At 69.4% G+C, this 25116-nt stretch carries 26 protein-coding genes and 1 pseudogene; 24 read left to right on the top strand and 3 right to left on the bottom strand.

Annotated elements, in window-relative coordinates:
* The first annotated feature begins 3 nt into the window (after positions 1-3).
* The gene (locus ASD78_RS10865; protein WP_056101451.1) at positions 4-363 is read left to right on the top strand and encodes a gamma-glutamylcyclotransferase family protein; all 360 of its coding nucleotides are present in this window, start codon (positions 4-6) and stop codon (positions 361-363) included.
* A 54-nt stretch (positions 364-417) separates the two neighbouring features.
* Here the strand turns inward: ASD78_RS10865 and ASD78_RS10860 are convergent, their stop codons facing one another.
* Positions 418-1908 (bottom strand): AAA family ATPase, encoded by a 1491-nt coding sequence (locus tag ASD78_RS10860; protein ID WP_056101246.1) that lies wholly within the window; start codon positions 1906-1908, stop codon positions 418-420.
* A gap of 127 nt (positions 1909-2035) precedes the next feature.
* Here ASD78_RS10860 and ASD78_RS10855 point away from each other — a divergent pair, with 127 nt between their 5' ends.
* The 16 genes from ASD78_RS10855 to ASD78_RS10785 all read left to right on the top strand — a co-directional run bounded on the left by ASD78_RS10855 (position 2036) and on the right by ASD78_RS10785 (position 16613).
* Positions 2036-2944 (top strand): AEC family transporter, encoded by a 909-nt coding sequence (locus ASD78_RS10855; RefSeq protein ID WP_056101448.1) that lies wholly within the window; start codon positions 2036-2038, stop codon positions 2942-2944.
* Positions 2945-3151: 207 nt separating this feature from the next.
* The gene (locus tag ASD78_RS10850; RefSeq protein WP_055905302.1) at positions 3152-3781 is read left to right on the top strand and encodes a ParA family protein; all 630 of its coding nucleotides are present in this window, start codon (positions 3152-3154) and stop codon (positions 3779-3781) included.
* A gap of 166 nt (positions 3782-3947) precedes the next feature.
* Positions 3948-4424 (top strand): histidine phosphatase family protein, encoded by a 477-nt coding sequence (locus tag ASD78_RS10845; protein ID WP_055905299.1) that lies wholly within the window; start codon positions 3948-3950, stop codon positions 4422-4424.
* Entirely contained in the window at positions 4421-5038 is a 618-nt protein-coding gene (locus tag ASD78_RS10840; RefSeq protein ID WP_235565850.1) for a YceI family protein, read from the top strand. The genes ASD78_RS10845 and ASD78_RS10840 overlap by 4 nt, the downstream gene beginning before the upstream one ends.
* Positions 5035-6972: a phospholipase D family protein gene (locus tag ASD78_RS10835; protein WP_082575558.1), complete on the top strand. Its 1938-nt coding sequence runs from the start codon at positions 5035-5037 to the stop codon at positions 6970-6972. Before ASD78_RS10840 ends, ASD78_RS10835 begins: the two co-directional genes overlap by 4 nt.
* A gap of 317 nt (positions 6973-7289) precedes the next feature.
* On the top strand, positions 7290-7484 hold the full coding sequence (locus ASD78_RS10830) for a hypothetical protein (protein ID WP_056101243.1): 195 nt from the start codon (positions 7290-7292) through the stop codon (positions 7482-7484).
* 232 nt (positions 7485-7716) lie between these two features.
* Positions 7717-8154 (top strand): hotdog fold thioesterase, encoded by a 438-nt coding sequence (locus ASD78_RS10825; protein WP_055905294.1) that lies wholly within the window; start codon positions 7717-7719, stop codon positions 8152-8154.
* Between the two features lie 79 nt (positions 8155-8233).
* Positions 8234-9040: a lysophospholipid acyltransferase family protein gene (locus tag ASD78_RS10820; RefSeq protein WP_055905291.1), complete on the top strand. Its 807-nt coding sequence runs from the start codon at positions 8234-8236 to the stop codon at positions 9038-9040.
* Between the two features lie 62 nt (positions 9041-9102).
* Complete coding sequence (locus ASD78_RS10815; protein WP_156087717.1) at positions 9103-10092, top strand: alpha/beta fold hydrolase; 990 nt, start codon at positions 9103-9105, stop codon at positions 10090-10092.
* Positions 10093-10382: 290 nt separating this feature from the next.
* Positions 10383-12455 (top strand): tetratricopeptide repeat protein, encoded by a 2073-nt coding sequence (locus ASD78_RS10810; RefSeq protein WP_056101241.1) that lies wholly within the window; start codon positions 10383-10385, stop codon positions 12453-12455.
* Positions 12456-12558: 103 nt separating this feature from the next.
* Positions 12559-12729 carry a hypothetical protein gene (locus ASD78_RS20735; RefSeq protein ID WP_156087710.1) on the top strand — a complete coding sequence of 57 codons (171 nt, stop codon included), beginning with the start codon at positions 12559-12561 and terminating at the stop codon, positions 12727-12729.
* Positions 12730-12795: 66 nt separating this feature from the next.
* Positions 12796-13422, top strand: a complete 627-nt coding sequence (locus ASD78_RS10805; RefSeq protein ID WP_056101238.1) for a YbhB/YbcL family Raf kinase inhibitor-like protein — start codon at positions 12796-12798, stop codon at positions 13420-13422.
* 25 nt (positions 13423-13447) lie between these two features.
* On the top strand, positions 13448-14392 hold the full coding sequence (locus ASD78_RS10800) for an NAD(P)-dependent oxidoreductase (protein ID WP_056101235.1): 945 nt from the start codon (positions 13448-13450) through the stop codon (positions 14390-14392).
* A complete protein-coding gene (locus ASD78_RS21210) occupies positions 14385-15119 on the top strand; it encodes a hypothetical protein (protein ID WP_056101230.1) in 735 nt (244 codons plus the stop codon). The genes ASD78_RS10800 and ASD78_RS21210 overlap by 8 nt, the downstream gene beginning before the upstream one ends.
* A 29-nt stretch (positions 15120-15148) precedes the next feature.
* Entirely contained in the window at positions 15149-15940 is a 792-nt protein-coding gene (locus ASD78_RS10790) for an SDR family oxidoreductase (protein WP_056101228.1), read from the top strand.
* Between the two features lie 70 nt (positions 15941-16010).
* Positions 16011-16613 carry an RDD family protein gene (locus ASD78_RS10785; protein ID WP_056101225.1) on the top strand — a complete coding sequence of 201 codons (603 nt, stop codon included), beginning with the start codon at positions 16011-16013 and terminating at the stop codon, positions 16611-16613.
* Between the two features lie 62 nt (positions 16614-16675).
* Here ASD78_RS10785 and ASD78_RS10780 read toward each other — a convergent pair whose 3' ends face one another.
* Positions 16676-17482, bottom strand: a complete 807-nt coding sequence (locus tag ASD78_RS10780) for an META and DUF4377 domain-containing protein (RefSeq protein WP_056101222.1) — start codon at positions 17480-17482, stop codon at positions 16676-16678.
* Positions 17483-17637: 155 nt separating this feature from the next.
* The gene (locus ASD78_RS10775; RefSeq protein ID WP_055905265.1) at positions 17638-18444 is read right to left on the bottom strand and encodes an undecaprenyl-diphosphate phosphatase; all 807 of its coding nucleotides are present in this window, start codon (positions 18442-18444) and stop codon (positions 17638-17640) included.
* Positions 18445-18715: 271 nt separating this feature from the next.
* Here ASD78_RS10775 and glnA point away from each other — a divergent pair, with 271 nt between their 5' ends.
* The 7 genes and pseudogenes from glnA to ASD78_RS10740 all read left to right on the top strand — a co-directional run bounded on the left by glnA (position 18716) and on the right by ASD78_RS10740 (position 25115).
* A complete protein-coding gene (gene glnA, locus ASD78_RS10770; protein WP_055905262.1) occupies positions 18716-20125 on the top strand; it encodes a type I glutamate--ammonia ligase in 1410 nt (469 codons plus the stop codon).
* A gap of 219 nt (positions 20126-20344) precedes the next feature.
* The gene (locus ASD78_RS10765) at positions 20345-20800 is read left to right on the top strand and encodes a GNAT family N-acetyltransferase (RefSeq protein WP_056101219.1); all 456 of its coding nucleotides are present in this window, start codon (positions 20345-20347) and stop codon (positions 20798-20800) included.
* Between the two features lie 203 nt (positions 20801-21003).
* Positions 21004-21789 (top strand): TorF family putative porin, encoded by a 786-nt coding sequence (locus ASD78_RS10760; RefSeq protein ID WP_082575556.1) that lies wholly within the window; start codon positions 21004-21006, stop codon positions 21787-21789.
* Positions 21790-21817: 28 nt separating this feature from the next.
* Positions 21818-22156, top strand: a complete 339-nt coding sequence (locus tag ASD78_RS10755; protein WP_055905257.1) for a P-II family nitrogen regulator — start codon at positions 21818-21820, stop codon at positions 22154-22156.
* A gap of 133 nt (positions 22157-22289) precedes the next feature.
* Positions 22290-23564 (top strand): annotated as a pseudogene (locus tag ASD78_RS10750) (ammonium transporter); the annotation flags it as partial.
* A 306-nt stretch (positions 23565-23870) separates the two neighbouring features.
* Positions 23871-24731, top strand: a complete 861-nt coding sequence (locus tag ASD78_RS10745; RefSeq protein ID WP_056101216.1) for an AraC family transcriptional regulator — start codon at positions 23871-23873, stop codon at positions 24729-24731.
* Between the two features lie 24 nt (positions 24732-24755).
* Positions 24756-25115, top strand: coding sequence for a VOC family protein (locus ASD78_RS10740; RefSeq protein ID WP_055905251.1), 360 nt, complete (start codon positions 24756-24758; stop codon positions 25113-25115).
* Position 25116 lies beyond the last annotated feature (1 nt).

Below are 25116 nucleotides of genomic sequence, written 5' to 3'. Positions count from 1 at the left end.
GGCATGAACGACGATCGCGACATCGCGCTGTTTTCCTACGGCACCTTGCAACTGGCCGAGGTACAGCGCGCGACCTTCGGGCGCTCGCTGCACGGCGAGAGCGATGCGCTCAGCGGGTATCGCCGCAGTTCGATCCGGATCGAGGACGCCCAGGTCGTGGCGACCAGCGGCGAGGCCTATCACCCGATCGTCGAATACAGCGGCGATCCCGCCGACACGGTGCCGGGCACGGTGTTCGCGATCAGCGCCAAGGAGCTGGCCCAGGCCGACGCCTACGAAGTCGACGACTACGAACGCGTCGAAGCGCCGTTGCTGTCGGGGCGCCGGGCCTGGGTCTACGTGAAGCGCAAAACCCAGTCGTAGGATGCGGTGAGCCGCAGGCGAACCGCGTCGTCGCGGCCCCCGCTTCCCAAAAACTCAATCCGCCGGCACCGTGCGCGAGCGCGCCCACTCGCGCAGGCCTTCGACCTGCTCGGCCATCATCACCGACAGCGGACGGGTCTGCTTGAGCTCGGCGCGTAGCTGGAAATCCGACAGCGGCCCGTTGGCCGCGTGCGCGGCGTACAGCGCGGCGACGATGGCCTGCTCGATCTCGGCGCCGGAAAAACCGTCGCTGGCCGTCGCCAGCGCGGGCAGGTCGAAACCTTCCGCGGCCAGCGAGCGCTTGCGCAGGTGCAGGGCGAACAATTCGATGCGCGCGGACGGGTCGGGCAGGTCGACGAAGAAGATCTCGTCGAAGCGGCCCTTGCGCAGCAGTTCCGGCGGCAGCGCGTCGATCTGGTTGGCGGTGGCGACCAGGAACACCCGCGACTTGCGCTCGGCCATCCAGGTCAGCAGATAACCCAGCACGCGCCGCGACACCCCGCCGTCGCCGTCGCCGCTGTCGCCGGCCAGGGCCTTCTCGATCTCGTCGATCCACAGCACGCACGGCGACAATTGCTCGGCCGAGGCCAGCGCCGCGCGCAGGTTCTTCTCGGTCTCGCCGTGGAACTTGTCGTACAGGGTGCCGAAATCCAGCCGCACCAGCGGCACGCCGAAACCGGCCGCGACCGCCTTGGCCAGCATCGACTTGCCGCAGCCCTGCACGCCCAGCAGCAGCATGCCCTTGGGCGGGTCCAGCCCGGGCGGCGGCTCGCCGCCGGTGAACACGCCGCGGCGCTGTTCGACCCAGCGCTTGAGCCGGCGCGCGCCGGCGACGTCGCCCATGCGCGCGCTGTCGTATTCGTAATGCAGGTGGCCGGAGCGGTTGAGCAGCTCGAACTTGAGCTTGGCCAGTTCTGGCAGGTCGTCGGCGGCGATCGCGCCGTCGCGGAAAATCAGGTGGCGCGCGATCCGGCGCGCGTCGACCGGGTCCAGGCCCTGCAGGTTGCGCACGATCTGCTTGACCACCTCGGCGTCGACCTCGACCCGGCGGCCGCCGTGCTCGCGCATGTAGTTCTCGGCTTCCTCGCGCACCAGCTTGAGCAGGGCATTGGCGTCGGGCAGGCGCGGCGTGTAGCGCACCGCCAGCGAGTCCAGGTCCGGCGGCAGCTCGACCTTGTGCCCGATCAGTACCAGCACGTGCGGCTGGCAGCCGCGACGTTGCAGGATCTCGCGCAGCTGGCGCTGGGTGCTGGCGTAACCCAGGTAGGGATGGGCGTCGAACAGCAGGTAGATGCCGCGCTGGTCGGCGTCGCGGATCGCCTGCAGGGTCGCGGAGATATCCGGCGCGACCCGGGTCTCTTCGTCCTCGCGGTCGATATCGACCCGGCGCAGGCCCTCGGTGATCGACCAGCGGTACAGCGCGCGCCAGACCTGCATCAGCGCCTGCCGGAACAGTTCGACCACGCGGCCTTCGTCGCGGGTCTCGATCACGATCAGGGAGGTGTTGGCGCGGATCAGCGCGGTCAGGTCTTGCAGATCGGTCATGGAAGCGGTCTTCGAGGTCGCCGCCATGATATCGGCCCGCCGCGCGCGCCGCAGAACCCTTGAGCGCACACGCCGCAACCGCGACCATGGACGGATCGCGCCCGGCGGCGCGCCGACCGCGACCGCGATGGCCTTCGACGCCTTTGCCCTGGTGCTGGCCATGCTGGCGCTGGGTTATCTGTTCCAACGCCTGCGGGTGCTGCCCGAGAGCGCGGCGCAGACCTTGAACCTGGTGGTGCTGTACGTCTGCCTGCCTGCGGCCGTGCTGCGCTACGCCCCGCGCCTGCACCTGGAGCCGGCGCTGCTGGGCGTGGCCGCGGTGCCCTGGCTGCTGCTGGCCGCGACCGTGGCCGCGGTCGGCGCGCTGTCGCGCTGGCTGAAGTTGCGCCGCGACGAACACGCGGTGCTGTTGCTGACCGTCGCCCTGGGCAACACCAGTTTCCTCGGCTATCCGCTGACCCGCGCCCTGATCGGCGAACACGCGCTGCCCTATGCGGTGGTCTACGACCAGTTCGGCGCCTTCCTGATCCTGTCCACGTTCGGCTTGTGGGTGCTGGCACGTTACGGTGGCGACAGCGCGCCCAACGCCCGCGACATGCTGCGCCGGGTGCTGCGCTTCCCGCCGCTGTGGGCGCTGCTGCTCGGCTTCACGGTGATGCCGGCGCAACCGCCGAGCTGGATCGCCGGCGGCCTGCAGCGCCTGTCGGACGCCTTGCTGCCGCTGGCGATGCTGACCATCGGCCTGTCGGTGAAGCTGGCGTTGCCACGCGAGGAGCTCAAGCCGTTGGTGGCCGGCCTGGCCCTGAAGCTGGCCCTGATGCCGGCGCTGGCCTGCGTGCTGGTGCCCTGGCTGGGCCTGCACGGCGAAATGGCGCGCGCGACCGTGCTGGAATCGGCGATGCCGCCGATGGTCACCGCCGGCGCGCTGGCGATCGCGCACCAGCTCGCGCCGCGCCTGGCCGCGGCCATGGTCGGCTACGGCCTGCTGCTGTCGCTGATCACCTTGCCGCTGTGGGCGCGCGTGGCGGTGGGTTAGGGCGCGCAGGGGGAGCGGCGGCTGCGGCGGCCCGGCTGGAGGAGCGCGGCTTGCGAACGAGCGCTCCGCCGGGTGGCTTGCCCGAGGATCCCAGGCAGCGCGCCCTGATCCAGGCTGGCCGCCGCCTGGTCGAAATCGCCCCCGCCCCGTGATAGCCCCGGCCCCACCCCCGGTGTACGCTGCGGCTTCCGCCTAGAGGGAGCTCGCATGAAGACCGTGCTGGTGGCCAGTTCCAAGGGGGGCGTGGGCAAGACGACCATCGCCACCCATCTCGCCGCGCAGTCGGCGCTAGAAGGCCTGCGCACCGCGCTGGTCGATGCCGATCCGCAAAACTCCTCCACGCGCTGGGCGCAACGCCGCGCCACGCTCGAAAGCGCGGTCCTGCCGCTCGACGGCACCCGCCGCAAATCCTGGCGCAAAGCCCTGCCCGAGGACACCCAGCGGATCGTGATCGACGCTCCGGCCGGGGCCATGGCCGAGGACCTGGAAGCCTTCCTCGACGTCGCCGACGCGGTGGTCGTGCCGGTGCAGCCCTCGACCCTGGATATCGAAGCCACGGTGCCGTTCCTGGACACCCTGGCCCGGCACCCGCGGGTCCGCCGCGGCCAGCTGCGCGTGGGCCTGATCGGCAACAAGCTCAAGCCCTGGACCAATGCCTCGCAGCAGGCGGTGGAACTGCTCAGCGAATGGCCCTACCCGATGGTCGGGCAGCTGCGCGACAGCCAGGCCTATGTGGTGATGACCGCGCTGGGCAAGAGCCTGTTCGACTACCACTCGGCGCAGATCCGCGAGCACCAGGCCGACTGGCAGTCGTTGCTGAAGTGGCTGAAGAAGTAAGCGCTGACGGGAACGAAGCGATGGCCATGAGGTGCCGCGCCCTGGCGTTCACACGACCGGCGCGGCCGCATGGCTACCTTTCTGCGTCTCCGACAGGCATCCTGCTTACCCAGTGCTCGCGCATCGACGCGTTGCCCGTTCCTTCCACTCGCAAGCGGCCCAATCCATGCGCGAACTGATTCTGCTCCGCCACGCCCATGCCGAGCCGGCCGCCCAAGGGCAGGCCGATCTGGACCGGCCCCTGTCGGCCGAGGGGCTGGCCGAGGCCGAGGCCGCCGGCCGCTGGCTGGCCGAGAACAAACTGGTGCCCGATTGCGTGCTGTGCTCGCCCTCGCGACGCACCCGCGAAACCCTGGAGGCGGTGCTGGCCGCGATCGGCTACGTCGATCAGCGCATCGAACCGTCGATCTACGAGGCCACCCCGGGCACCTTGATCTCGCTCGCCGACCTGCACGTGGAGGCCGAGCGGCTGATGCTGGTCGGCCACAACCCAGGCCTGGAACGGCTGGCCGCGCTGCTGCACAGCGGCCAGTCCGGCGACTACCGCGGCATGCCTCCGGGCGGCGTCGCGGTGCTGACCGTGCCGGCCGACACCAGCCTGGAACCGGGCGTCGCCCAGCTCAGCGCCTTTTGGTGGCCGTGAGGCCGCAGCGCCCGACGGCCGCACGCACCCTCGCCGCGATCGGCTTCCTGTGTTCCGCGCTGGCCTGCGCGCCGCTCGCGGCGCAGGCGCCGGCGCCGATGTCGTCGGGTTTCGATCCGTTCTACACCCGCTTCGGTTTCGAACTGCGCACGCGTTGGGGCCAGCGGGTCGAAGGCACCTTCCCCAGTTACGAAGGCGAGGTGACGGTGCTGCCCGACGGCCGCCACCAGGTCCGCATCGCGCTGGCCACCGGCGCGGTCAAGGTCGCCGACTCGGCCCGCTACACCGAGCTCGCGCGCGGCCGCCGCTTCTTCGACTCGGCGCGCTACCCGCGCATCGAATTCCTGTCCGAGCCGCACGCGGCCGAGCTGGTGCGCGAAGGCGGCAAGCTGCGCGGCCGCCTGACCCTGCACGGCGTCAGCCGGATGGAGACCTTCGTGCTCGCGCCCAGCCTCTGCCTGAGTCCCGGCAAGGACTGCGACGTGATCGCCCACGGCAGCGTCAGCCGCGACGACTACGGCCTGGACGGCTGGCAGCTGGCCTTGAGCGATCGGGTCCGCTTCACCCTGCGCGTGCGCCTGCAACACGACCTGATGCGGAGTCCGGCGCCGTGAAAGCCTGGCAACGCGCCACCCTGGTCGCGCTCGCGCTGAGCCTGTCGGCCTGCGCCGGGCTGTCGCAGGCGCAACGCGATCGCGCGACCGAGATCGTCGTCGCCGCACGCCCGACCCAGATCGACTGCACCGCCATCGACGCTTGCGCCCAGCCCTCGCCGCTGCGCGACCTGGCCACGCGTGCGCTGGCCGAATCCGGTCCCGACACGCCGCGCCACTACGCCCTGATCCTCGACCACGGCCCGGACGCGCTGCTCGCGCGCATCAACCTGATCCGCAGCGCGACCACCGCGATCGATCTGCAGACCTATATCTACGACGAGGACGACGCCGGCCGTCTGGTCCTGGACGAGCTGATCGCGGCTGCGCGCCGCGGCGTGCGCGTGCGCCTGCTGCTGGACCAGTTGGCCGCGTTCAAGCACATCGAGACCCTGGCCGCACTGTCCGGCACGCACGCCAACTTCGAGGTCCGGCTGTACAACCCGGTGCTCAAGCGCGCTCGCATCACCTATCCGCAGTACCTGCTGGCCGCGGCCTGCTGTTGGCGCCGGCTCAACCAGCGCATGCACACCAAGCTGCTGCTGGTCGACGGCGCGGTCGGCATCACCGGCGGGCGCAACTACCAGGACGACTATTACGACTGGGACGACGAGTACAACTTCCGCGACCGCGACCTGCTGGTGGCCGGGCCGGCCGCGCGGGTGATGGACGAGGACTTCGTGCGCTTCTGGGACGATCGCCGCAGCGTGCCGGTCGAGCGCCTCAAGGACGTGGGCACCTATCTGATCCGCAGCGGCGTGCCGAAGCTGCCGGCGACCGCGTTCGAACGCCCGGAGCGCGCCCAGGCCATGCGCCGCGATGCCGGCGACGCCGAGCTGGTGCGCGAACGCCTGGTCGCGCATGCGCTGGCGGTGGGCCAGGTGCGCTACATCGCCGACTCGCCGGAGAAGCACCGCGGCAACGGCATCGACGGCGCCCAGTCCTCCGCTTCGCTGCGCGGCCTGATCGAATCGGCGCAACGCGAAGTGCTGCTGCAGACGCCCTATCTGGTGCTGTCGGACGCCGCCCAGGCGATGTTTCGCAATTTGCGCAAGCGGCCGGCGCCGCCGCGCGTGATCGTCTCGACCAACAGCCTGGCCGCGACCGACGCGTTCATCGCCTACGCCCTGTCGTACAAGTACAAGCGCCGCTACCTGCGCGAATTCGGCTTCGATATCTACGAGTACAAGCCGTTCCCGGCCGACGCGCCGATCGACATCGCCACCACCGGCGCGACGCTGCCGGACCTGGGCCTGGACGACCTGCCGCCGGAGCCGGCGCCGAGAACGCTGCGCGAGCAGCGCCTGGATCGTTCCAGCGTGATCTCGCGCACCCAGTACCGCACGCCGCTGTCGCGCGAATACGCGGCGATGCGCTACGCGCGCCGCCGCGCCAACGAGCCGGTGCCGCTCAAGCGCGCCGGCGTGCGCATCGGCATGCACGCCAAGTCGATGGTGATCGACGAGCGCATCGGCGTGGTCGGCACCCACAACTTCGATCCGCGCGGCGACCGCTACAACACCGAGAGCGCGGTGGTGATCGACGATGCCGTGTTCGCCGCCGAACTCGCGGCCAGCATCCGCCGCGACATCAAGCCGGAAAATTCCTGGGTGATCGCGCGCCGCGACAAGCCGCCGGTGTTTTCGGGGCTGGAGTATTCGCTGGGCAAGGTCTCCGAGCAGCTGCCGCTGTTCGACCTGTGGCCGATGCGCTATGCGACCAGCTACGAATTCGTGCCCGGGCCGGACTGCCCGCACCCGCTGTACCGCAACCAGCCCGGATTCCGCGCCTGCTACCGCCCGGTCGGGGACTTTCCCGAGGTCAGCCTGGGCCCCAAGCGCCTGATCACGCGTATTTTCACCGCCTTCGGGGCGGGCCTGGCGCCGATTCTGTAGGCCCCGGGCGCCCGGTCAGGGCCTCCTAAATCATTGATATTTCAGGAAACTGTCCCGGCATCGGTCCGGGACGGTGCGCGTCTGCGCGCGTCCGGAGCAGGTCACATCCCCCGGCATAGGTCGTCAGTCATGGGCCGATCGATGCAACCGCGGGCCCGCGAATCTCATCTCTATCAGCAAGTTCCAGTGTTGCAGCCCGCCGCAAACAGACAGGTCTTTGGTGGGGTGACTTCCGGCATATGGAACAAGAGGCCAGGTGTTGTACTCTACCAACACACCGAAGCACTATCACTCCCCCACCGACCCAGGACACCGCCATGAACGTCTCCAAGCTCTTCGACCGCAACGTCTCTTCCACGAGTAGCCAGAACCGCAACGCTCCCGTCGCCCCGGTCCGCCACGTCCACCGCGAACGCGACTTCGGCGTCGGCTACGGCAACAGCTCCGGCTACGCCAGCAGCCGCCGCTACACCGGCAACGACTGGGCCCAGCCGCGCTTCCGCTGCGCGTAACCCTCGGTGTCGTCCTGGTCGTGTGTCGGTCCGCTCCATAAAGCCGGGACCGGCGCGCTGCGCCCCTCTCCACGCAGTGCGCCGGTCAGAAGGCCGAGCCCGCCGACTGTAGTCCCCAGTCGCGCCGTCTTACCCCCTAAACGCAGGGCAGCCCCGATTCCCGGCTAAGGAATCCCCCGGCTGACCCTGCGTTCTTTTCGTCCGCGCCGCACGCCTGGGCTATCGTGGCGCGATGACCGCCGCCGCTACCCGACCCGTATTCCGCCGCCCCAGTAGCCTGGAGCAGCTCAACGCCAGCTCGCGCGATACCGCGATGGAGCCCCTGGGCATCGTCTTCACCGAGATCGGCCCCGACTACCTGCGCGCGACCATGCCGGTCGACGCCCGCACCCACCAGCCCTACGGCCTGCTGCACGGCGGCGCCTCGGTGCTGCTGGCCGAAACCCTGGGCAGCAGCGCCGGCATGATGGCGGTGGACGAAGGCCAGGGCGTGGTCGGGATCGAGATCAACGCCAACCACCTGCGCGGCGTACGCAGCGGCATCGTCACCGGCACCGCGCGGCCGCTGCACATCGGCGCACGCACCCAGGTCTGGGAAATCCGCATCGAGGACGAATCCGCGCGCCTGGTCTGCATCTCGCGCCTGACCGTGGCGGTGATCGCGCGTTGAACCGCCGTCAGCGCTCATCGCCGCCGGTTGCGCGCGAGCGCGCTCGCCACGCCCCCGGCGCTTCGGTATCGTGCACAGGATGAATGCGCCGTCTCCCCACGCCGGCGCGGCCGCGCCCTCCGGTGCGCAGGCCGCGCGCGCGCTGCGTTACCTGATCCGTGTGCCGTTGCTGACGTGGCATCTGCTGGTCGACCTGCCGCTGGTACTGCTGCTGATCTCGCCCCTGACCGCCGGCATCCCGGTCGGCGACGAGCGCCTGGAACACCGCGTGATCCGCGCCTGGTCGGCCGGGCTGATGCGCATCTTCGGTTTCCGCCTGCGCCGGGTCGGCACGCCGCTGCCGGGCGCGGCGATGTTCGTCGCCAACCACGTCAGCTGGATCGACATCGAGGCCCTGCACAGCCAGCGCATGATGGGCTTCGTCGCCAAGCGCGAGATTTCCGGCTGGCCGGTGGTCGGCTGGCTGGCCGCGCGCGGCGAGACCATCTTCCATCACCGCGGCAGCACCGAATCGCTGGGCGGCGTGCTGCACGAAATGCTGGCGCGCCTGCGCGCCGGGCGTTCGGTCGGCGTGTTTCCGGAAGGCGGGACCCGCGGCGGCGGCGAGATCGGGCCCTTCCACGCCCGCATCTTTCTGGCCGCGGTCGAGGCCGGCGTGCCGGTGCAGCCGGTCGCGCTGCGCTACGGCGAGCATGGCGAGGCCCAGACCGTGGTCGCGTTCCAGAACCGCGAAAGCTTTTTCGCCAACTTCGTGCGCCTGCTCGGCGAACCCTCGCGCCGCGCCGAGATCCACTTCCTGCAGCCGATCCTGCCCGGCGAGACCGACGGCCGCCGGCGCATCGCCGACCTCGCGCGCCAGCGCATCGTCGAGGCGATGGGGCATTGAACCCCGGCGCCGGCGATGCCTACGATGAAGCCGCGCGCCCCCACCATGCCTCCGCCCCGATGCTGACCGCCGCCGACTACCGCCCACCGCGCTGGCTGCGCAACGCGCACCTGCAATCGCTGCTCGGCTCCAGCCCGCTGCGTCGGCGCCGCGCCGAACAGCGCCTGGCCGAACTGGGCGCGACCACCACCGAGCACCTGATCGACGGCGGCGAAGGCGTGCGCCTGCACGGCCTGCACAGCGTCGTAGCCGGCACCGAATCGCGCGGCCTGGTGCTGCTGCTGCACGGCTGGGAAGGCAGCGCCGAATCCAACTACATGCGCATGACCGCGGCCGAGCTGCTAGGCCGCGGCTTCGAAGTGTTCCGGCTCAACTTCCGCGACCACGGCGACACCCACCACCTCAACGAAGGCCTGTTCCACTCCAACCGCATCGGCGAAGTGCTGCACGCGGCCCGCGACGTGGCCCAGCGCTTCCCGCGCCGGCCGATGTCGGTGGCCGGCTACTCGCTGGGCGGCAATTTCGCCCTGCGCCTGGCCCTGCAGGCGCCCGAGGCGGGTCTGCCGCTGACCTACGCGGCCGCGATCTGCCCGGTGCTGGACCCGGCCCGGACCATGGATGCGATGGAGCAGGGCCTGCCGATCTACCTGTGGTACTTCGAGCGCAAGTGGCGCGGCTCGCTGGCGCGCAAGCGCGAGCTGTTCCCGCAGTTCCACGATTTCGACGACAGCACCCTGGGCCTGCGCATGCGTTCGCTGACCCAGTGGATGGTCGAGCGCCACACCGAGTACGGCACCCTGGACCGCTACTTCGACGGTTATTCGGTGGCCGCCGACCGACTGTCGCGCCTGCAGGTGCCGGTCAGCATCCTGATGGCCGAGGACGATCCGGTGATCCCGGTCGAAGGCTTCCGCGCGCTGACGCTGCCGCCGAATGCGCAGCTCGAGATCGCGCCCTGGGGCGGGCACTGCGGGTTTCTGGAAAGCGCGCGCCTGGATGGGTTTGCGGAGCGTTGGATCGCCGATCGGCTGGAGTCGGCTGCGTCGGCCTGAAGCCCCAAGCTCCCGCCGTTCCCTTCTCCCGCTSGCGGGAGAAGGTGCCCGCAGGGCGGATGAGGGCAGCGCYTGGCGGTGAAACTCCGTCCAGCTTCGCCCCTCACCCCAACCCACACCCCGGCCCGACCGCCAGCGGTCGGGCGTTCGGCGCAGCGCGAGCCGTGGCTCGCAAGCGCTGCCCCTCACCCCGCAAGCGGRAGAGGCGCCAATCGCCGCCCATACGCCGCCGCCCGCCCGGCCACGATCCTCCCGCTACAATGCGGGTTTGGCCTGAAGTCCCCAATCCCATGTACGAGACCACCCTCGATGCCCTGCGCCGCGGCGCGTCGGCAGAGGCCCTGTCCGCCGCCCAGGAACTGGTGGCGGCACAGCCGCAAGACCCGCATGCGCACCGACTGCACGCCGCCGCGCTCCGCTCCAGCGGCGACCGCGACGCCGCCATCGCCGCGATCGACCAGGCCATCGCGATCGCGCCGGAAGACGCCAATCTGCATCTGGAACGTGCCGGTCTGCTGCTCGACGGCCGCCAGCTCGACCAGGCCCAGGCCGCGCTCGCGCAGGCGATCGGTCTGGACCCGAATCAGTTCCCCGCCTACGTGGTGCAGTCGCAGCTGGCGATCTCGCGCGGCGACCTCGACGAGGCCGAACGCCTGATCCGTACCGCCGCGCGCATCGCTCCGGACCACCCGCAGGTGGCCGCGGTCGAAGGCACCCTGATGCTGCGTCGCGGCGACGCCGACGGCGCGCTGGCCCTGCTCAGCGGCGCCGCCGAACGCGCGCCCGACGAACCGCAGCTGCGTCACGCGCTCGGCTTCGCCTACCTCGCCAAGGGCCACTTCGCTTTCGCCGAACAGGCCTTCCGCGGCCTGATGGAGCGCACCCCCGCATCGGCGCCTTCGCTGCGCGTGCTGATCGTCGAATTGCTGCGCCGCCAGGGCCGCTCGGCCGAAGCCGCCGACGAACTCGCGCGCACCGTCGACGTCGACGCCAGCCCGGGCATGCAGCGTTGGCTGGGCGAGATCGAACTCGAAGCCGGCCGCGCCGACAGCGCCCTGCCGCGCCTGCGCGCCGCGCTCGCGGCCGAACCGCGCGACCGCCGCACTCTGTCGGCGCTGATCGAAGTCTGGCGCCGCCTCGGCGACGCCGACGACGCCCGCAACACGCTGGAAGCGGCCCTGGCCACGCATCCGCAGAGCGACGACCTGTGGCGCGCGCGCCTGCTGTTCGAACCGTTCGCGGGCGACGAAGCGCTCGGCATCGTCGAGCGCTGGATCGACGCGATGCCCGACTACATCCCGGCGCTGGAAGCGCGCGCGACCATCCACGACCATCACGGCGAGCGCGAACAGGCCGACGCTATCGCCCATCGCATCGTCGAGCTCAACCCCGGCGATACGCGTTCGGAACTGCGCATCATCGACAGCCTGATCCAGACCGATCCGGACGCCGCGGTCACGCGCGTGGAGAGCCTGCTCGCGCGCGCACCGGACGAGCAGGTCAAGTTGAACCTGCGTCATCTGCTCGGCCGCACCCTCGACCACGCCGGCCAGCCCGGCGCGGCCGCCGCGACCTGGATCGAGCTGCAGTCCGAAGCCGCGCCGCAGCGCCTGCCGCTGCCGCCGGTGACCACGCCGCGCACCAACTGGCCCGACCTGGCGCCGCTGCCGGAAGACGCGCCGGGCGTGCTGCTGCTGTGGGGACCGCCGGGTTCGCTGGTCGAGCGCCTCGCGCAGACTTTCGACCTCGCCCAGGGCCCGCTGCGCGCCGATCGTTTCGGTTCCAACCCGCCCAACGACCCGCTGCAGCGCTACGGCACCGCCGAAGCCCTGCTCGACGGCTCGATGGATCCGGCCTACCTGGTCAACCTGTGGCGCGCCGCGCTGCCCACGCGCGGCGTCAACGACGGCGCGATCTTCGACTGGCTGCTGTGGTGGGACAACTCGCTGCTGCTGGCGCTGCGCCCGCACCTGCCCGAAGCGGTGCTGATGATCGCCCTGCGCGATCCGCGCGACATGCTGCTGGACTGGCTCGCCTATGGCGCACCGGCGCCGTTCCGTCTGGAATCGCCGGAAGCCGGCGCGCGCTGGATGGCGATGGTGCTCAACCAGGTCGCCGCGCTGCACGAGCAGGACCTGTTCCCGCACCGCCTGATCAAGCTCGACGATATCTCGCAGGACCCGCAGGGCCTCGCCGTGGCGATCGCTCAGGCGCTGGAAATCGGCATCGCACCGCCGCCGATCGAAGCCCTCGGTCCGCAGCGCTTCGCCCCCGGTCATTGGCGCGCGTTCGCCGAACCGCTGGCCGAGGCCTTCGCCGTGCTGACGCCGGTCGCCAAGCGCCTGGGCTATCCGGAAGCCTGAGTTCGCCGCGTCCGGATGGGCGCGCGATTTCACAGACGCGGGATGCGCGCATCCCGCGTCGGATCGCCGGAGAGGCCGAACGAGAACGGCCTAAGGCCGGCCGATGTTCGTCTCGGACAACAACGGCTACGAAAGGCTGGTGAACGATGCCGGCAAGAACTCCAAGCCTCTGCGTCGCACCCGCCATAGCCATCACCCGGTCGACGACGCCAAGGCCAATGCGGAAGCCCTGCTCACGATGCGTTCGGACATGGGCCCGCGCATCGTCCTGTAGTAATTTGTCCGCTCAGCCGATGCCGTGATGCGCGCGGGTCGATGCGATTCCCTGCCTGGAGGCGGTATGCAAATCCACAGCGACAGTTTCCAACGCGGCCAGCGCCTGGCCGCCGAGTTCGCCGCCGGCCAGCCCACGGCCGACGGCTACGGCTTCGCGCCGAACCGCAATCCGCATCTGGCCTGGACCGACGCGCCCGCGGCGACGCGCTCGTTCGCGCTGCTGTGCATCGACCCCGACGTGCCGACGGTCGCCGAGATGGTCGGCCGCGACGACGTGCAGATCCCGGTCGAGCAGCCGCGCACCGATTTCTGCCATTGGGCGATGGCCGACCTGCCCGCCGACCTGCGCGAAATCGCCGCCGGCAGCTGCAGCGACGGCGTGGTCGCGCACGGCAAAGCCGACCCCGCCGGCCCGCGCGGCGCGCGCCAAGGCCTGAACGACTACACCGGCTGGTTCGCCGGCAACGCCGATATGGCCGGCGACTGGCGCGGCTACGACGGTCCGTTCCCGCCGCCCAACGACCTGCGCCTGCACCGTTATTTCTTCCGCGTGTTCGCGCTCGACGTCGAGCGCCTCGATCTGCCGGAGCGCTTCGGCGCCGCCGACGTGCTGCGCGCGATGCACGGCCATGTCCTGGCCGAGGCCTCGACCTACGGCACTTATTCGCTGAACCCCGCGGTTTCCAGCTAAGACCGCCCAGGCGTTGGGGGACGCCATGCAGATCCGATTGCCGCGCCTGACCGTGATGACGGCGCGTGGGCGCGACAGTTTCGAACGCACGCAACTGCAGGCCATGGAAGCCGTCGCGGCATTGACGGTGCACGCGGTGCCGACGGCGCTGAGCCGGCCCGCGTTCGCGGAGCTGTGCGGCGGTGCCGATATCGTCGGCCTGACGCCGCGCGCCATGCCGGATCTGGATCGCGACAGCATCGCGGCGGTGTCCGGACTGCGCGCGCTCGCCGTCCATGCGACCGGCACGGAGTGGGTCGACGTCGACTACCTGCGCGCGCGCAACATCGCGTTCGCCAGCTGCACCGACTATTCGGCGCAGACCGTCGCCGAGCACGCCATGGCCATGCTGCTGACGCTGAGTCGCCGCACCCATCTCAGCGACCGCATCGCGCGTGGCGAGCTGGCACACGAAGTGTCCCTGCGCGGCTGGGAACTCGCCGGCAAGCGCATCGGCATGATCGGCTACGGCCAGATCGGCCGCCGGATCGGCGCGCTCGCGCAGGCGTTCGGCATGGAACTGGTATGGACCGATCCGGCGCTGGCGCCCGATGCCGCCGCACGCTCCTTGGCCGAACTGCTGGAATCGTCCCACGTGGTGATGCTGGCCTGCAGCCGCGAGCGCAACGCACCGCCCTTGCTGGGCGAGGAACAGCTGCAGCGCATGCGCCCCGGCGCCTATCTGATCAATCCGGCCCGTCGCGCGCTGGTCGATCCGGGCGCGGTGCTCGAAGCGATCGCGTCCCGGCGGCTGGCCGGATACGCGGTGGACGACTACGTCTTCAGCGATGCGCAGACGCGGCATCTGGAACCCGGCCGCATCCTCCAAAGCGGGCACTCGGCCTGGTACTCGGACGAAGCGATGGCGCGCGGCCTGCAGCAATGGGTGGAATCGCTGGTCCGGCTGGCACGGGAATTCAGACATGACTGACACCGCGATCGGCAGCGCAACGGCGCCGGACCTGGGCAGGCTGTCGCAACTCCGCCTGGGCTTGCTGTGGGCGAGTTCGCTGGCGCCGCTGGCGTTCGTCGCCTTGCTTCTGGCGCTGCGCTGGCCGCAGTACTGGCTCTGGATCAATTTCGAGCAGACGCCGATGACCAGCCTGGAAGTCGCGGTGATGGCGTCGACGGCGATGCTGGCGCTGCTGGCCGGTTCGCGCGCCTGGCTGTACGGGCGGCCGCATGCGCAAACCTGGTGGTTGCTGGCGGCGGCGTTCCTGTTCTTCGCTCTGGACGATCGTTTCGCCCTGCACGAGCGCCTACGCGATCGCGTCCTCGCGCCACACGGCGTGTCGGTTCCGCTGCTGCCGTGGGTATCGCCGGGCGACTTCGTCGTCATGCTGTACGCCGCCATCGGATTGCTGTTCCTGCCGCGCGTCTGGCGGATGCTGGGCGCGCATGCCGGCGCGCGCCTGCGTCTGGGCCTGGGGCTGGCGGTGGCCGTGGTCGCGGTGTCGCTGGACACCATCGACCTGGGCCTGCTGCCGGTCCAATGGCAACGGCTGGAGCAGACCATCGAGGAATGCCTCGAACTCGCCGCGCAGGTGCTGTTCCTGCAAAGTTTCCTGTGCGCGCTGATCGGCGACGTCGCCGCTGCGCATGCGCAAGTTCCAGCGGCCGGCTCTGCTGTCGGTACCCGAGCGGCCGGCGTATCGTAAGCACCTTCGATCGCAGCCAGGAGTCGAAAGTGCAGCCGGCACAGGCGGGCATCCCCATCCACGGCGATCCGCTGGCGATCGTCACCGGCGCCAGCCGCGGCATCGGCGCGGCGATCGCGCGCAAGCTCGCCGCCGACGGTTATCGCGTGCTCGCGGTCGCGCGCTCGCACGAGGCGCTGGACGCGCTGGTCGATACCCTGGCGACGCCCTCGCTGGCGCTGGCCTGCGACCTGAGCGAGCCCGCCGCGGCGCAACGGGTGATCGAACTCGCGCTGGAACGGCACGGCCGCATCGATGCCCTGGTCAACAACGCCGGCGCGACGCCGCGCGGCGACTTCCTGTCGTTCACCGATGCCGACTGGCAGGACGGCTTCGCGCTCAAGTTCCACGGCGCGGCGCGTCTGTGCCGGGCGGCGTGGCCGCATCTGGTCGCGACCCAGGGCCGCATCGTCAACATCGCCGGCATCGGCGGCCGCACCGGCAGCGCCGAGTTCGCGATCGGCGGCGCGGTCAACGCCGCGCTGCTGAATCTGAGCAAGGTCCTGGCCGACCGCGGCATCGCCGACGGCGTGCGGGTGAACGCGGTCAATCCCAGTTCGATCGCGACCGAGCGCACCCAGCGCCGCATCGAAGCCCTGGCGCGCGAGCGCGGCATCGAACCGGCGCAGGCCGCGGCCGAGCTCGCCCGCCAGCTGCGCGTGGCCCGCTACGGCACGCCTGAGGAGGTCGCGCAGGTGGTCGCGTTCCTGCTGTCGGACGCCGCCAGCTACATGCAGGGCGCGATCGTCGACGTCGACGGCGGGCAGACCCGCACCCTCTAGCCCGGGCCCAGCCTGACGTTGTTTCCGGCCACGGAACTGCTAGATTTTCCCCGTTCGCAGGGGGAACGCTATGGAAGAACAGAACCCGTACCGCGCCTCCAGCGCGGCGGTGGCCGATGTCGTGGAATTGGTGGACGTCGAGTCCGCCACCAAGTGGCGCCGCTTTTTCAACTGGCTGATCGACAAGCTGATCGTGCTGCTGTGCGGCGCCTTGCTCGGCGTGCTCGCGGCGCTGTCGGGCAACGAAGCCGTGCTCGCGTGGATCGATCGCATCGACCGCCTGACCGATATCCTGCTGACCGCCGCGATCACGGTGGTCTACTACGCTTTCATGGAAGGCGCGTTCGGTTTCACCATCGGAAAGCTGATCACCAACACCCGCGTGGTGGACGAGTACGGCAGGGCGCCGGGCTTCGCGCGCGCGTTCTTGCGCAGCCTGTGCCGCCTGATTCCGTTCGATGCCTTGTCGCTGCTGTTCAGCGATGGAGAAGTCCGCCGCGGCTGGCACGACTCCCTGACCAAGACCTACGTGATCCGCCGTCCGCGTCCGGGCCAGCGCGTCGGCCGGCCGCGTCATGCGATCAGCAGCCAGTTCGGCGAAGGCATCGTGCCGCAGCCGGGACGGGTCGCGGCGGACACCGGCGCGGCGGCCAGCATTACGGTCGCGCCCTGAGCGCGGCCATCGCGACCGCCCGGTCCCGGGTGGTCGCGATGGGGTAGTCGCGGCGGCAGGACCTACTTCGAGACGATCTCGGACTCGACCACCATGTCGAGTACGTAGGCCACCGACGAGGCGTCGGCCGGCGGGTTCTGGATCGCGTACTTCTTTACCCGCAGCACGTTGCGCACGCCGGGTTCGTGGGTGTAGCCCTCGATGTCCTGGTACAGCGGCTGCCAGGCGGCGTCGCTCTTGATTGTCACGCCGTTGGCCTGGTAACGGCGCTCGCGCACCTGCAGGCACTGCATGTTCGGGATCAGCGGGTGCGAGCACGGCGCGCGCTGCGGGGCGACTTCGAAAAACACCGTGGCGCCTTCGCCGCCGTAGCGCGTGGCCGGCGTCGGCGCGCCTTCGAAGCTGAGCCGGTCGCCGTTGGCGGCGGTCAGCAGCAGGCGCGGCGCGTCGGCCCCGCCTTCGATCCGCGCCGGCAGCGAGCCGCGCAGGCGTTCGCCGATGGCTTGGTCGAGTTCCATCAGGCGCGTGTCCGCGCAGGCCATCAGCGTCTGCGCCATGTCGCCAAAGCTCAGCGCCTTGGCGTCGCGGGTGTAGCTGCCGCTGGCGCGGTTGCAGCCGCCGCTGACGCTGACCCGGCCGCGGTCGAAGTCCAGTTGCAGCGGGCGCTTCGGGTCCGGCACGAGCGCGGCGATCGGCTTGCCGCTGCTGTCGGTCGCGTCGGTCAGGCGCCAGTGGTAGGCGTCCAGGCTGAGGGCCGCGCTCGCGGTGCTGGCGTCGACATCGCGGCCGGCGCCGGTGGCTTCGGGCGCGGTGTTGGATGCGCAGGCGGCGAGGGCCAGGCTGAGCAGTGCGGGGGCGAGCATCTTCATGTGGGGTTTTCCGTTTCGATAGCCGAACCATGCGAACGCATCGGCTCGACCGGTGGGGTCAAGCCTATTCAGTATCGTTCAGGCCACGAAAAGGAAGGATGAATTCCACACGCATCGGCGCCGCAGGCGCCGGATGCCGCCGCGCGCGGCGCGGATCAGCTGCCCGACGGCATCAACAGCAGCAGCGCCGCACCCAGGGCGAAGCGGTAGTAGGCGAACACGGTGAAGCGATGCTTCTGGATGTAGTGCAGCAGCCACTTCACTGCCACGAACGCGGTCGCCGCCGAGGCCGCGAACGCGACCGCGAGCGCGGTCCAGTTCTCGCTCGTCGCGGCCGGTGTGCCGATCACGCCCAGCAGTTCGTAGGCGGTGGCCGCGAACATGGTCGGGATACCGACCAGGAACGCGAACTCGGTCGCCGCCGCGCGGCTGGTGGTGCCGGCGAGCAGGGCGACGAAGATGGTCGCGGCCGAGCGCGAGGTGCCCGGGAACACGCCCGCGATCACCTGCGCCACGCCGACCAGGATCGCCACGGTCCAGCTGATCGTCGTGCGCTCGCCCAGGGTCTGCGCGTGCTTGGCCGCGTAGTGCTCGGCCACCAGCATCCAGATGCCGCCCAACACCAGCGCCCAGGCGATCGGCAGCACCTTGTGGGGCAGTACGAAGCCCAGCTTCTTGACCGTGAGGCCCAGCACCGCGGTGACGCCGAAGGCGACGATCAGCTTGAGCAGGTAGTCGCGGTTGTCGGGCTGCATGAAGCCGGTCGCCAGCTGCCACAGCCGGCGCCGGTAGATCAGCACCACCGCCAGGATCGCGCCGGCCTGGATCGAGATGTTGAACAGGTCCGAACGGCTGCCCAGCCAGTGCTGCGCGATCAGCAGGTGGCCGGTGCTGGAAATCGGCAGGAATTCGGTGACGCCTTCGATGATGCCGAGCAGGAGCGCGGCGAGCAGATCGGTCATTGAGTGGGAATCGTGCGAAGCGAGAGGGCGGCAGGACGGCAGGGACAAAAACCGCAGCAGGATATCCTAAAGAGCGCTTGGTCCAAATTGGTGCATTCACAAACGGAAAAGCACCAATAGGAAGCATTGCTGCGGTGCGCCAAGATTAATTTTCTTGATAATCAATCATATACGTTAATTCAGAACTTGGCACGCTGCTTGCTTTACTTAAGCCAAGCAGCTCAAAGCCGCGCACCGCACGTCCTGTCCCTTCCCAATCCGGATCCAGTCCATGTCCCTCGAACACGTCGAAAAGCTCGTCAAGGACCACAAGGTCGAATTCGTCGACCTGCGTTTTACCGACATGCGTGGCGTTCAGCACCACGTGACCTTCCCCAAGTCGATCGTCGAGCCGGCGCTGTTCGAAGACGGCAAGATGTTCGACGGCTCGTCGATCAGCGGCTGGAAGGGCATCAACGAGTCGGACATGATCCTGCTGCCCGACGCCTCGACCGCGGTCCTGGATCCGTTCACTGCCGATCCGACCCTGATCCTGACTTGCGACATCCTCGACCCGGCGACCATGCAGGCCTACTCGCGCGATCCGCGCGGCGTCGCCAAGCGCGCCGAGGCCTACCTCAAGTCCAGCGGCATCGCCGACCAGGCCTTCTTCGGTCCTGAGCCCGAGTTCTTCATCTTCGACTCGGTGCGCTACGCCAACGAGATGGGCCACACCTTCTTCCACGTCGATTCGGAAGAAGCCGCGTGGAACTCGGGCAAGGAATACGAAGGCGGCAACAGCGGTTACCGTCCGGGCGTGAAGGGCGGCTACTTCCCGGTCGCGCCGCTGGACTCGCTGCACGACATCCGCGCCGAGATGTGCAAGACGCTGGAACAGGCCGGCATCGAAGTCGAAGTGCACCACCACGAAGTCGCCAACGCCGGCCAGTGCGAGATCGGCACCAAGTTCAATTCTCTGGTCGCCAAGGCCGACGAACTGCTGACGATGAAGTACATCATCAAGAACGTCGCCCACCGCAACGGCAAGACCGCGACCTTCATGCCCAAGCCGATCGTCGGCGACAACGGCAGCGGCATGCACGTGCACCAGTCGCTGGCCAAGGGCGGCGTCAACCTGTTCTCCGGCGACGGTTACGGCGGCCTGTCGCAGATGGCGCTGTGGTACATCGGCGGCGTGTTCAAGCATGCGCGCGCGATCAACGCGTTCACCAACTCGGGCACCAACAGCTACAAGCGCCTGGTGCCGGGCTTCGAGGCGCCGGTGATGCTGGCCTATTCGGCCCGCAACCGTTCGGCGAGCTGCCGCATTCCGTACGTGGCCAACCCGAAGGCGCGCCGCATCGAGATGCGCTTCCCCGACCCGATCCAGTCCGGCTACCTGACCTTCGCCGCGCTGATGATGGCCGGCCTGGACGGCATCAAGAACCAGATCGACCCGGGCGCGCCCAGCGACAAGGACCTGTACGACCTGCCGCCGGAAGAAGAGAAGGGCATTCCGACCGTCTGCCATTCGCTCGACCAGGCCCTGGAAGCGCTGGACAAGGACCGCGACTTCCTCAAGGCCGGCGGCGTGTTCACCGACGACTTCATCGACGGCTACATCGCGCTGAAGATGCAGGAAGTGACCAAGTTCCGCGCCGCAACCCATCCGCTCGAGTACCAGATGTACTACGCCGTCTGATGACTGGGCCGCGTACGAACATCGGGTCTTCGGACCGGCGGATGTCCGGCCCGGTCCTGTCGGACCGGGCGCTCGCCGGGCCGGAATGCGCTTCAACGCATTCCGGAAAGCTCCCGGTTCGCCCGCTCGAGTACCAGATGTACTACGCCGTCTAACGTGCGACAGGGACGGCGGCCCGCGCCGCCGTCCCGCGTTGCCGCACCACCGCCAGGAGCGAAGATGCAGATCCGTGCAGGCGAACTGGACCATCCCGAGGTGATCGCGCTGTTGCGCGAACACCTGCAGGGCATGGCCCGACTGTCGCCGTCGGAGAGCATCCACGCGCTGGACCTGGACGGATTGCGGCGACCGGGGATCAGCTTCTGGAGCGCCTGGCAGGACGGGCAACTGCTCGGCTGCGGCGCGCTCAAGCAGCTCGATCCGGAGCACGGCGAAATCAAATCGATGCGCACGACAGCGCGGCACCTGCGCAAGGGCGTGGCGGCCGCGATGCTGGATCACCTCATCGACGAGGCAGGGCGACGCGCCTATCGGCGGCTGAGCCTGGAGACGGGATCGATGGACGGTTTCGAGCCGGCGCGCAGACTCTATACGCGCTTCGGCTTCGACCCCTGCGGACCCTTCGCGGACTACGTCGACGACCCGAACAGCGTCTTCATGACGAAACACCTGTAGACGCACCCGGCGGCCCGTGGCGAAAGCTACGGGCCGCTCGCTTTTCAAGTCCACCACCACAACCAGGAGGTCTCAACGACGGGCTCGCTCCGCCGCAGGGCGACTGCGTCCCAAAAATTGGCCGGGCCACGACGAAACGCCCGCGCCGCAAGAGCACGAAGTACTGACCGGGGAGGGGCCACCGCTTATGAGGAGCCTGCGTCATGTCGTCTCGTACCAACGCCAGCACCACCGCGACCGCGCACGCCGCGCTCGCTCTGTCCGTGTTCGCCGCTTGCCTGGGCGCACCGGCGCTCGCGCACGCCGGTACCTCGGGTTCGGTGAGCTTGACCAGCGACTACATCTTCAGGGGAGTGTCGCAGACCAACCAGGAGCCGGCCCTGCAGGGCGGCATCGAATACGCCGCCGACAGCGGTTTCTACGTCGGCGCCTGGGGCAGCAACGTCAGTTGGCTGTCCGATACCGTCGTCGTCGGCGACGACATATCCAGCAGCCTGGAGCTGGACGTTTCCGCGGGCTACCGCGGCAAGGCCGGCGAGATCTTCGCCTACGACGTCGGCGCGCTGTACTACTGGTACCCGGGCGACTATCCGGGCGGGTTCAACAGCCCGAACACCGCCGAGTTCTATGTCGGCGCCACCGTCACTCCGGTGGAAACCGTCACGCTCGGCTTGAAGTACTCCCACGCCCTGACCGACTTGTTCGGCTACGCCGACTCGGACGGCAGCGGCTATCTCGACGCCTCGGTCAACTGGACCTTCCAGCCCGGCTGGACGCTGAACCTGCACGGCGGCAAGCAGTGGATCAAGAACAACGAAGCCTTCGAATACACCGACTGGAAGCTCGGCGTGACCAAGGCCTTCGACAACGGCTTCTCGATCGCCGCGGCGTACACCGACACGGACGCGGAAGAGGCGCTCTACACCAACGCACACGGCAACAACATCGCCGAAGACGCGTTCACCCTCACCCTCACCAAGGCGTTCTGATGCGCCACCGCACCTACGGAGCTGCGAGATGAAACTGATCACCGCCATCATCCGGCCGTTCAAGCTCGACGAAGTGCGCGAAGCGCTGACCGAAGTCGGCGTTTCGGGCATCACCGTCACCGAGGTCAAGGGCTTCGGCCGGCAAAAGGGCCACACCGAGCTGTACCGCGGCGCCGAATACGTCGTCGATTTCCTGCCCAAGCTCAAGATCGAGTGCGCCGTACCCGACGGCCTGCTCGATGCCGCGCTGGAGGCGATCCAGAACGCCGCCCGCACCGGCAAGGTCGGCGACGGAAAAATCATCGTGCTGCCGATCGAGAGCACGGTGCGCATTCGCACCGGAGAGCTAGACGACGATGCCCTGTGACCCTGACGCGAGATCCGACATGAAGACCCATGCCATCAAATCCCGCTCGCGCGAGCGGTCGTTGCGAACCCTGGCCCTGGGCGCGCTGCCCCTGGCCGCAGTACTGGCTCCGATCGCCGCGCGCGCGCAGGACGCCGCCGCCGCCGCGGAGCCGGTGGTCGACAAGGGCGACGTCGCCTGGATGCTGACCTCGACCCTGCTGGTGCTGTTGATGACCGTGCCCGGCCTGGCGCTGTTCTACGGCGGCCTGGTGCGCTCCAAGAACGTGCTGTCGGTGCTGATGCAGGTGCTGGCGGTGTTCTCGCTGATCGTGCTGCTGTGGGTGGCCTACGGCTACAGCCTGGCGTTCGGCGGCGGCAGCGCCGGTTTCCCGGGCGCGTTCATCGGCACCTTCGACAAACTGTTCCTGGCCGGCGTCAACAAGGACACGTTGGCGGCGACCTTCACGGCCGGCGTGTCGCTGCCGGAGTACGTGTTCGTCGCCTTCCAGTCGACCTTCGCCGGCATCACCGGCGCGCTGATCGTCGGCGCGTTCGCCGAGCGCATCAAGTTCTCGGCGGTACTGCTGTTCTCGGCGCTGTGGTTCACCTTCGCCTACCTGCCGATCGCGCATATGGTCTGGTACGGGCCGGACGGTTATCTGTTCGCCAAGGGCGCGATCGATTTCGCCGGCGGCACGGTGGTCCACATCAACGCCGGCGTCGCCGGTCTGGTCGGCGCCTATTTCGTCGGCAAGCGCGTGGGCTACGGGCGTGAGGCGATCAAGCCGCACAACGTGACCTTCACCATGATCGGCGCCTCGCTGCTGTGGGTGGGCTGGTTCGGCTTCAACGCCGGCTCCAACCTGGAAGCCAACGCCGGCGCAGCCCTGGCCTTCCTCAACACCCTGCTCGCGACCGCCGCCGCGGCGCTGGCCTGGAGCCTGGTCGAGGCGGTGATGAAGGGCAAACCGTCGATGCTGGGCGGTGCGTCGGGCGTGGTGGCCGGTCTGGTCGCGATCACGCCGGCCTGCGGCACGGTCGGACCGATGGGCGCGATCGCGATCGGTGCGATCGCCGGCGCCTTGTGCGTGTGGGGCGTGCACGGACTCAAGCGCCTGCTGCGTGCCGACGATGCGCTCGACGTGTTCGGCGTGCACGGCCTGGGCGGCATCATCGGCGCCCTGCTCACGGGCGTGTTCAGCTCGCCGTCGCTGGGCGGCTTCGGCCTGGGCGCGGGCAACGATTCGATCGCCGCGCAGTTGGGCGTGCAGGCCTTGAGCGTCGGGATCACCGTGCTCTGGTCGGGCCTGGTGTCGGTGCTGGCGTTCGGCTTCGTCAAGCTGGTGATCGGCCTGCGTGTGGCCGAGGAATCCGAACGCGAAGGCCTGGACATCACCTCGCACGGCGAAACCGCGTACGAGAACTGAGCGCATGGGCCGGAGGGGCGTCCCTCCGGCCCGGCCTCCGGCGCCGGCGCCGCTCGACTCTTCGCAGCAGCGGCGCGGATCGCGTCCGACTGCAAACGCCGTAGCGGCACGAACCGTAGCCATGCGCGACTCCGCGCCGCTGCTGCGAGGGGTGGGTTTCCAGGTGGGTCGGCGCGGCCGATCGAAGTTCCGAGGTGCCGCGCAAAGACGGTCGGGAAGCCGCCAACTTCGGTAGGCGGCTTCCCGCACCCATAACACCCGCACCCGCACCCGCACCCGCAATACCCGCGGTGCTAGCATCGGCGCATGCACGTGACCACGCTGCTGCAGGGGCCGCTGACGGTAGTCGATTACCGCTGCCAGGCCGGTCCGGACGACGCGCCGTTCCTGGAGCAGCACGGCCGCCACTCGCTGGCCTACGTGCGCCGCGGCAGCTTCGGTTATCAGGCCCGCGGGCGCAGCTACGAACTGGTCGCCGGCTCGGTGCTGATCGGCCGCTCCGGCGACGAATACCTGTGCACGCACGACCACCACCTGTGCGGCGACGAATGCCTGTCGTTCCACTTCGCGCCGGAGCTGGTCGACGAACTCGCCGGCGCGCGCCGCTGCGGTAGCGCCAGCTGGACCACCGCGGGCCTGCCGCCGTTGCCGCAACTGATGGTGTTGGGCGAACTGGCCCAGGCCGCGGCCGACGGGCGCAGCGATCTGGGTGTGGACGAGCTCGGCCTGCTGTTCGCTCAGCGCTACCTGGGCCTGGTCGGCGGTCGCGACGCGCGGGCGATGCACGCGCAGGCGCGCGACCGCCGGCGTGCGATCGAGGCCGCGCTGTGGCTGGACGCGCATGCGCACGAGGCGGTCGATCTGGAGCGTACCGCCGCCAGCGTCGGCCTGAGCGCCTTCCACTTCCTGCGCCTGTTCTCGGCGGTGCTCGGCGTGACCCCGCACCAGTACCTGCTGCGCGCGCGGCTGCGGCGCGCGGTGCCCTTGCTGGCCGACGCGCGCCGTTCGATCACCGAGGTCGCCTACGACAGCGGTTTCGCCGACCTGTCCAATTTCGTCCGCACTTTTCGCCGCGCCGCCGGCGTGTCGCCGCGCGGCTTCCGCCGCGCCGCGCGCGGCGACCGCAAGATTCTCCAAGAACGCATACGCGCCTACGTCGCAAGCTGAGCCTCCACCTACGGAGGTTCCGCCATGTACGACCATATCGGCCTGAAGGTTCGCGATCTCGACGCGAGCGTACGTTTCTACGAAGCCGCGCTCGGCGCGCTCGGCCATCGCCTGGACTCGCGTTACGAGGGCGGGGCCGGACTCGGCCCGGACGGCGCACCGGCGCTGTGGCTGTACGAGGACGCCAAGGCCCAGGGACAAAGCCACGTCGCCTTCCGCGCGCCCGACCGCGCCGCGGTCGAGCGTTTCCATGCGGCGGGCGTCGAGGCCGGCGGGCGCGACAACGGCGCGCCGGGACTGCGCGTGGACTACAGCCCGAGTTACTACGCCGCGTTCCTCATCGATCCCGACGGCCACAACGTCGAAGCGGTGTGCATGGACTGAG

The sequence above is a fragment of the Lysobacter sp. Root667 genome (genome assembly GCF_001427715.1).
In the GTDB taxonomy this organism is placed as follows: domain Bacteria; phylum Pseudomonadota; class Gammaproteobacteria; order Xanthomonadales; family Xanthomonadaceae; genus Lysobacter.
This window is presented reverse-complemented; position numbering and strand designations above follow the sequence as displayed.

Coding starts and splice junctions, on each gene's coding strand:
- ASD78_RS10865 (WP_056101451.1), top strand. CDS start 4: ATGAACGACGATCGCGACATCGCGCTGTTTTCCTACGGCACCTTGCAA.
- ASD78_RS10860 (WP_056101246.1), bottom strand. CDS start 1,908: ATGACCGATCTGCAAGACCTGACCGCGCTGATCCGCGCCAACACCTCC.
- ASD78_RS10855 (WP_056101448.1), top strand. CDS start 2,036: ATGGCCTTCGACGCCTTTGCCCTGGTGCTGGCCATGCTGGCGCTGGGT.
- ASD78_RS10850 (WP_055905302.1), top strand. CDS start 3,152: ATGAAGACCGTGCTGGTGGCCAGTTCCAAGGGGGGCGTGGGCAAGACG.
- ASD78_RS10845 (WP_055905299.1), top strand. CDS start 3,948: ATGCGCGAACTGATTCTGCTCCGCCACGCCCATGCCGAGCCGGCCGCC.
- ASD78_RS10830 (WP_056101243.1), top strand. CDS start 7,290: ATGAACGTCTCCAAGCTCTTCGACCGCAACGTCTCTTCCACGAGTAGC.
- ASD78_RS10825 (WP_055905294.1), top strand. CDS start 7,717: ATGACCGCCGCCGCTACCCGACCCGTATTCCGCCGCCCCAGTAGCCTG.
- ASD78_RS10820 (WP_055905291.1), top strand. CDS start 8,234: ATGAATGCGCCGTCTCCCCACGCCGGCGCGGCCGCGCCCTCCGGTGCG.
- ASD78_RS10810 (WP_056101241.1), top strand. CDS start 10,383: ATGTACGAGACCACCCTCGATGCCCTGCGCCGCGGCGCGTCGGCAGAG.
- ASD78_RS20735 (WP_156087710.1), top strand. CDS start 12,559: ATGTTCGTCTCGGACAACAACGGCTACGAAAGGCTGGTGAACGATGCC.
- ASD78_RS10805 (WP_056101238.1), top strand. CDS start 12,796: ATGCAAATCCACAGCGACAGTTTCCAACGCGGCCAGCGCCTGGCCGCC.
- ASD78_RS10800 (WP_056101235.1), top strand. CDS start 13,448: ATGCAGATCCGATTGCCGCGCCTGACCGTGATGACGGCGCGTGGGCGC.
- ASD78_RS21210 (WP_056101230.1), top strand. CDS start 14,385: ATGACTGACACCGCGATCGGCAGCGCAACGGCGCCGGACCTGGGCAGG.
- ASD78_RS10785 (WP_056101225.1), top strand. CDS start 16,011: ATGGAAGAACAGAACCCGTACCGCGCCTCCAGCGCGGCGGTGGCCGAT.
- ASD78_RS10780 (WP_056101222.1), bottom strand. CDS start 17,482: ATGAAGATGCTCGCCCCCGCACTGCTCAGCCTGGCCCTCGCCGCCTGC.
- ASD78_RS10775 (WP_055905265.1), bottom strand. CDS start 18,444: ATGACCGATCTGCTCGCCGCGCTCCTGCTCGGCATCATCGAAGGCGTC.
- glnA (WP_055905262.1), top strand. CDS start 18,716: ATGTCCCTCGAACACGTCGAAAAGCTCGTCAAGGACCACAAGGTCGAA.
- ASD78_RS10765 (WP_056101219.1), top strand. CDS start 20,345: ATGCAGATCCGTGCAGGCGAACTGGACCATCCCGAGGTGATCGCGCTG.
- ASD78_RS10760 (WP_082575556.1), top strand. CDS start 21,004: ATGTCGTCTCGTACCAACGCCAGCACCACCGCGACCGCGCACGCCGCG.
- ASD78_RS10755 (WP_055905257.1), top strand. CDS start 21,818: ATGAAACTGATCACCGCCATCATCCGGCCGTTCAAGCTCGACGAAGTG.
- ASD78_RS10745 (WP_056101216.1), top strand. CDS start 23,871: ATGCACGTGACCACGCTGCTGCAGGGGCCGCTGACGGTAGTCGATTAC.
- ASD78_RS10740 (WP_055905251.1), top strand. CDS start 24,756: ATGTACGACCATATCGGCCTGAAGGTTCGCGATCTCGACGCGAGCGTA.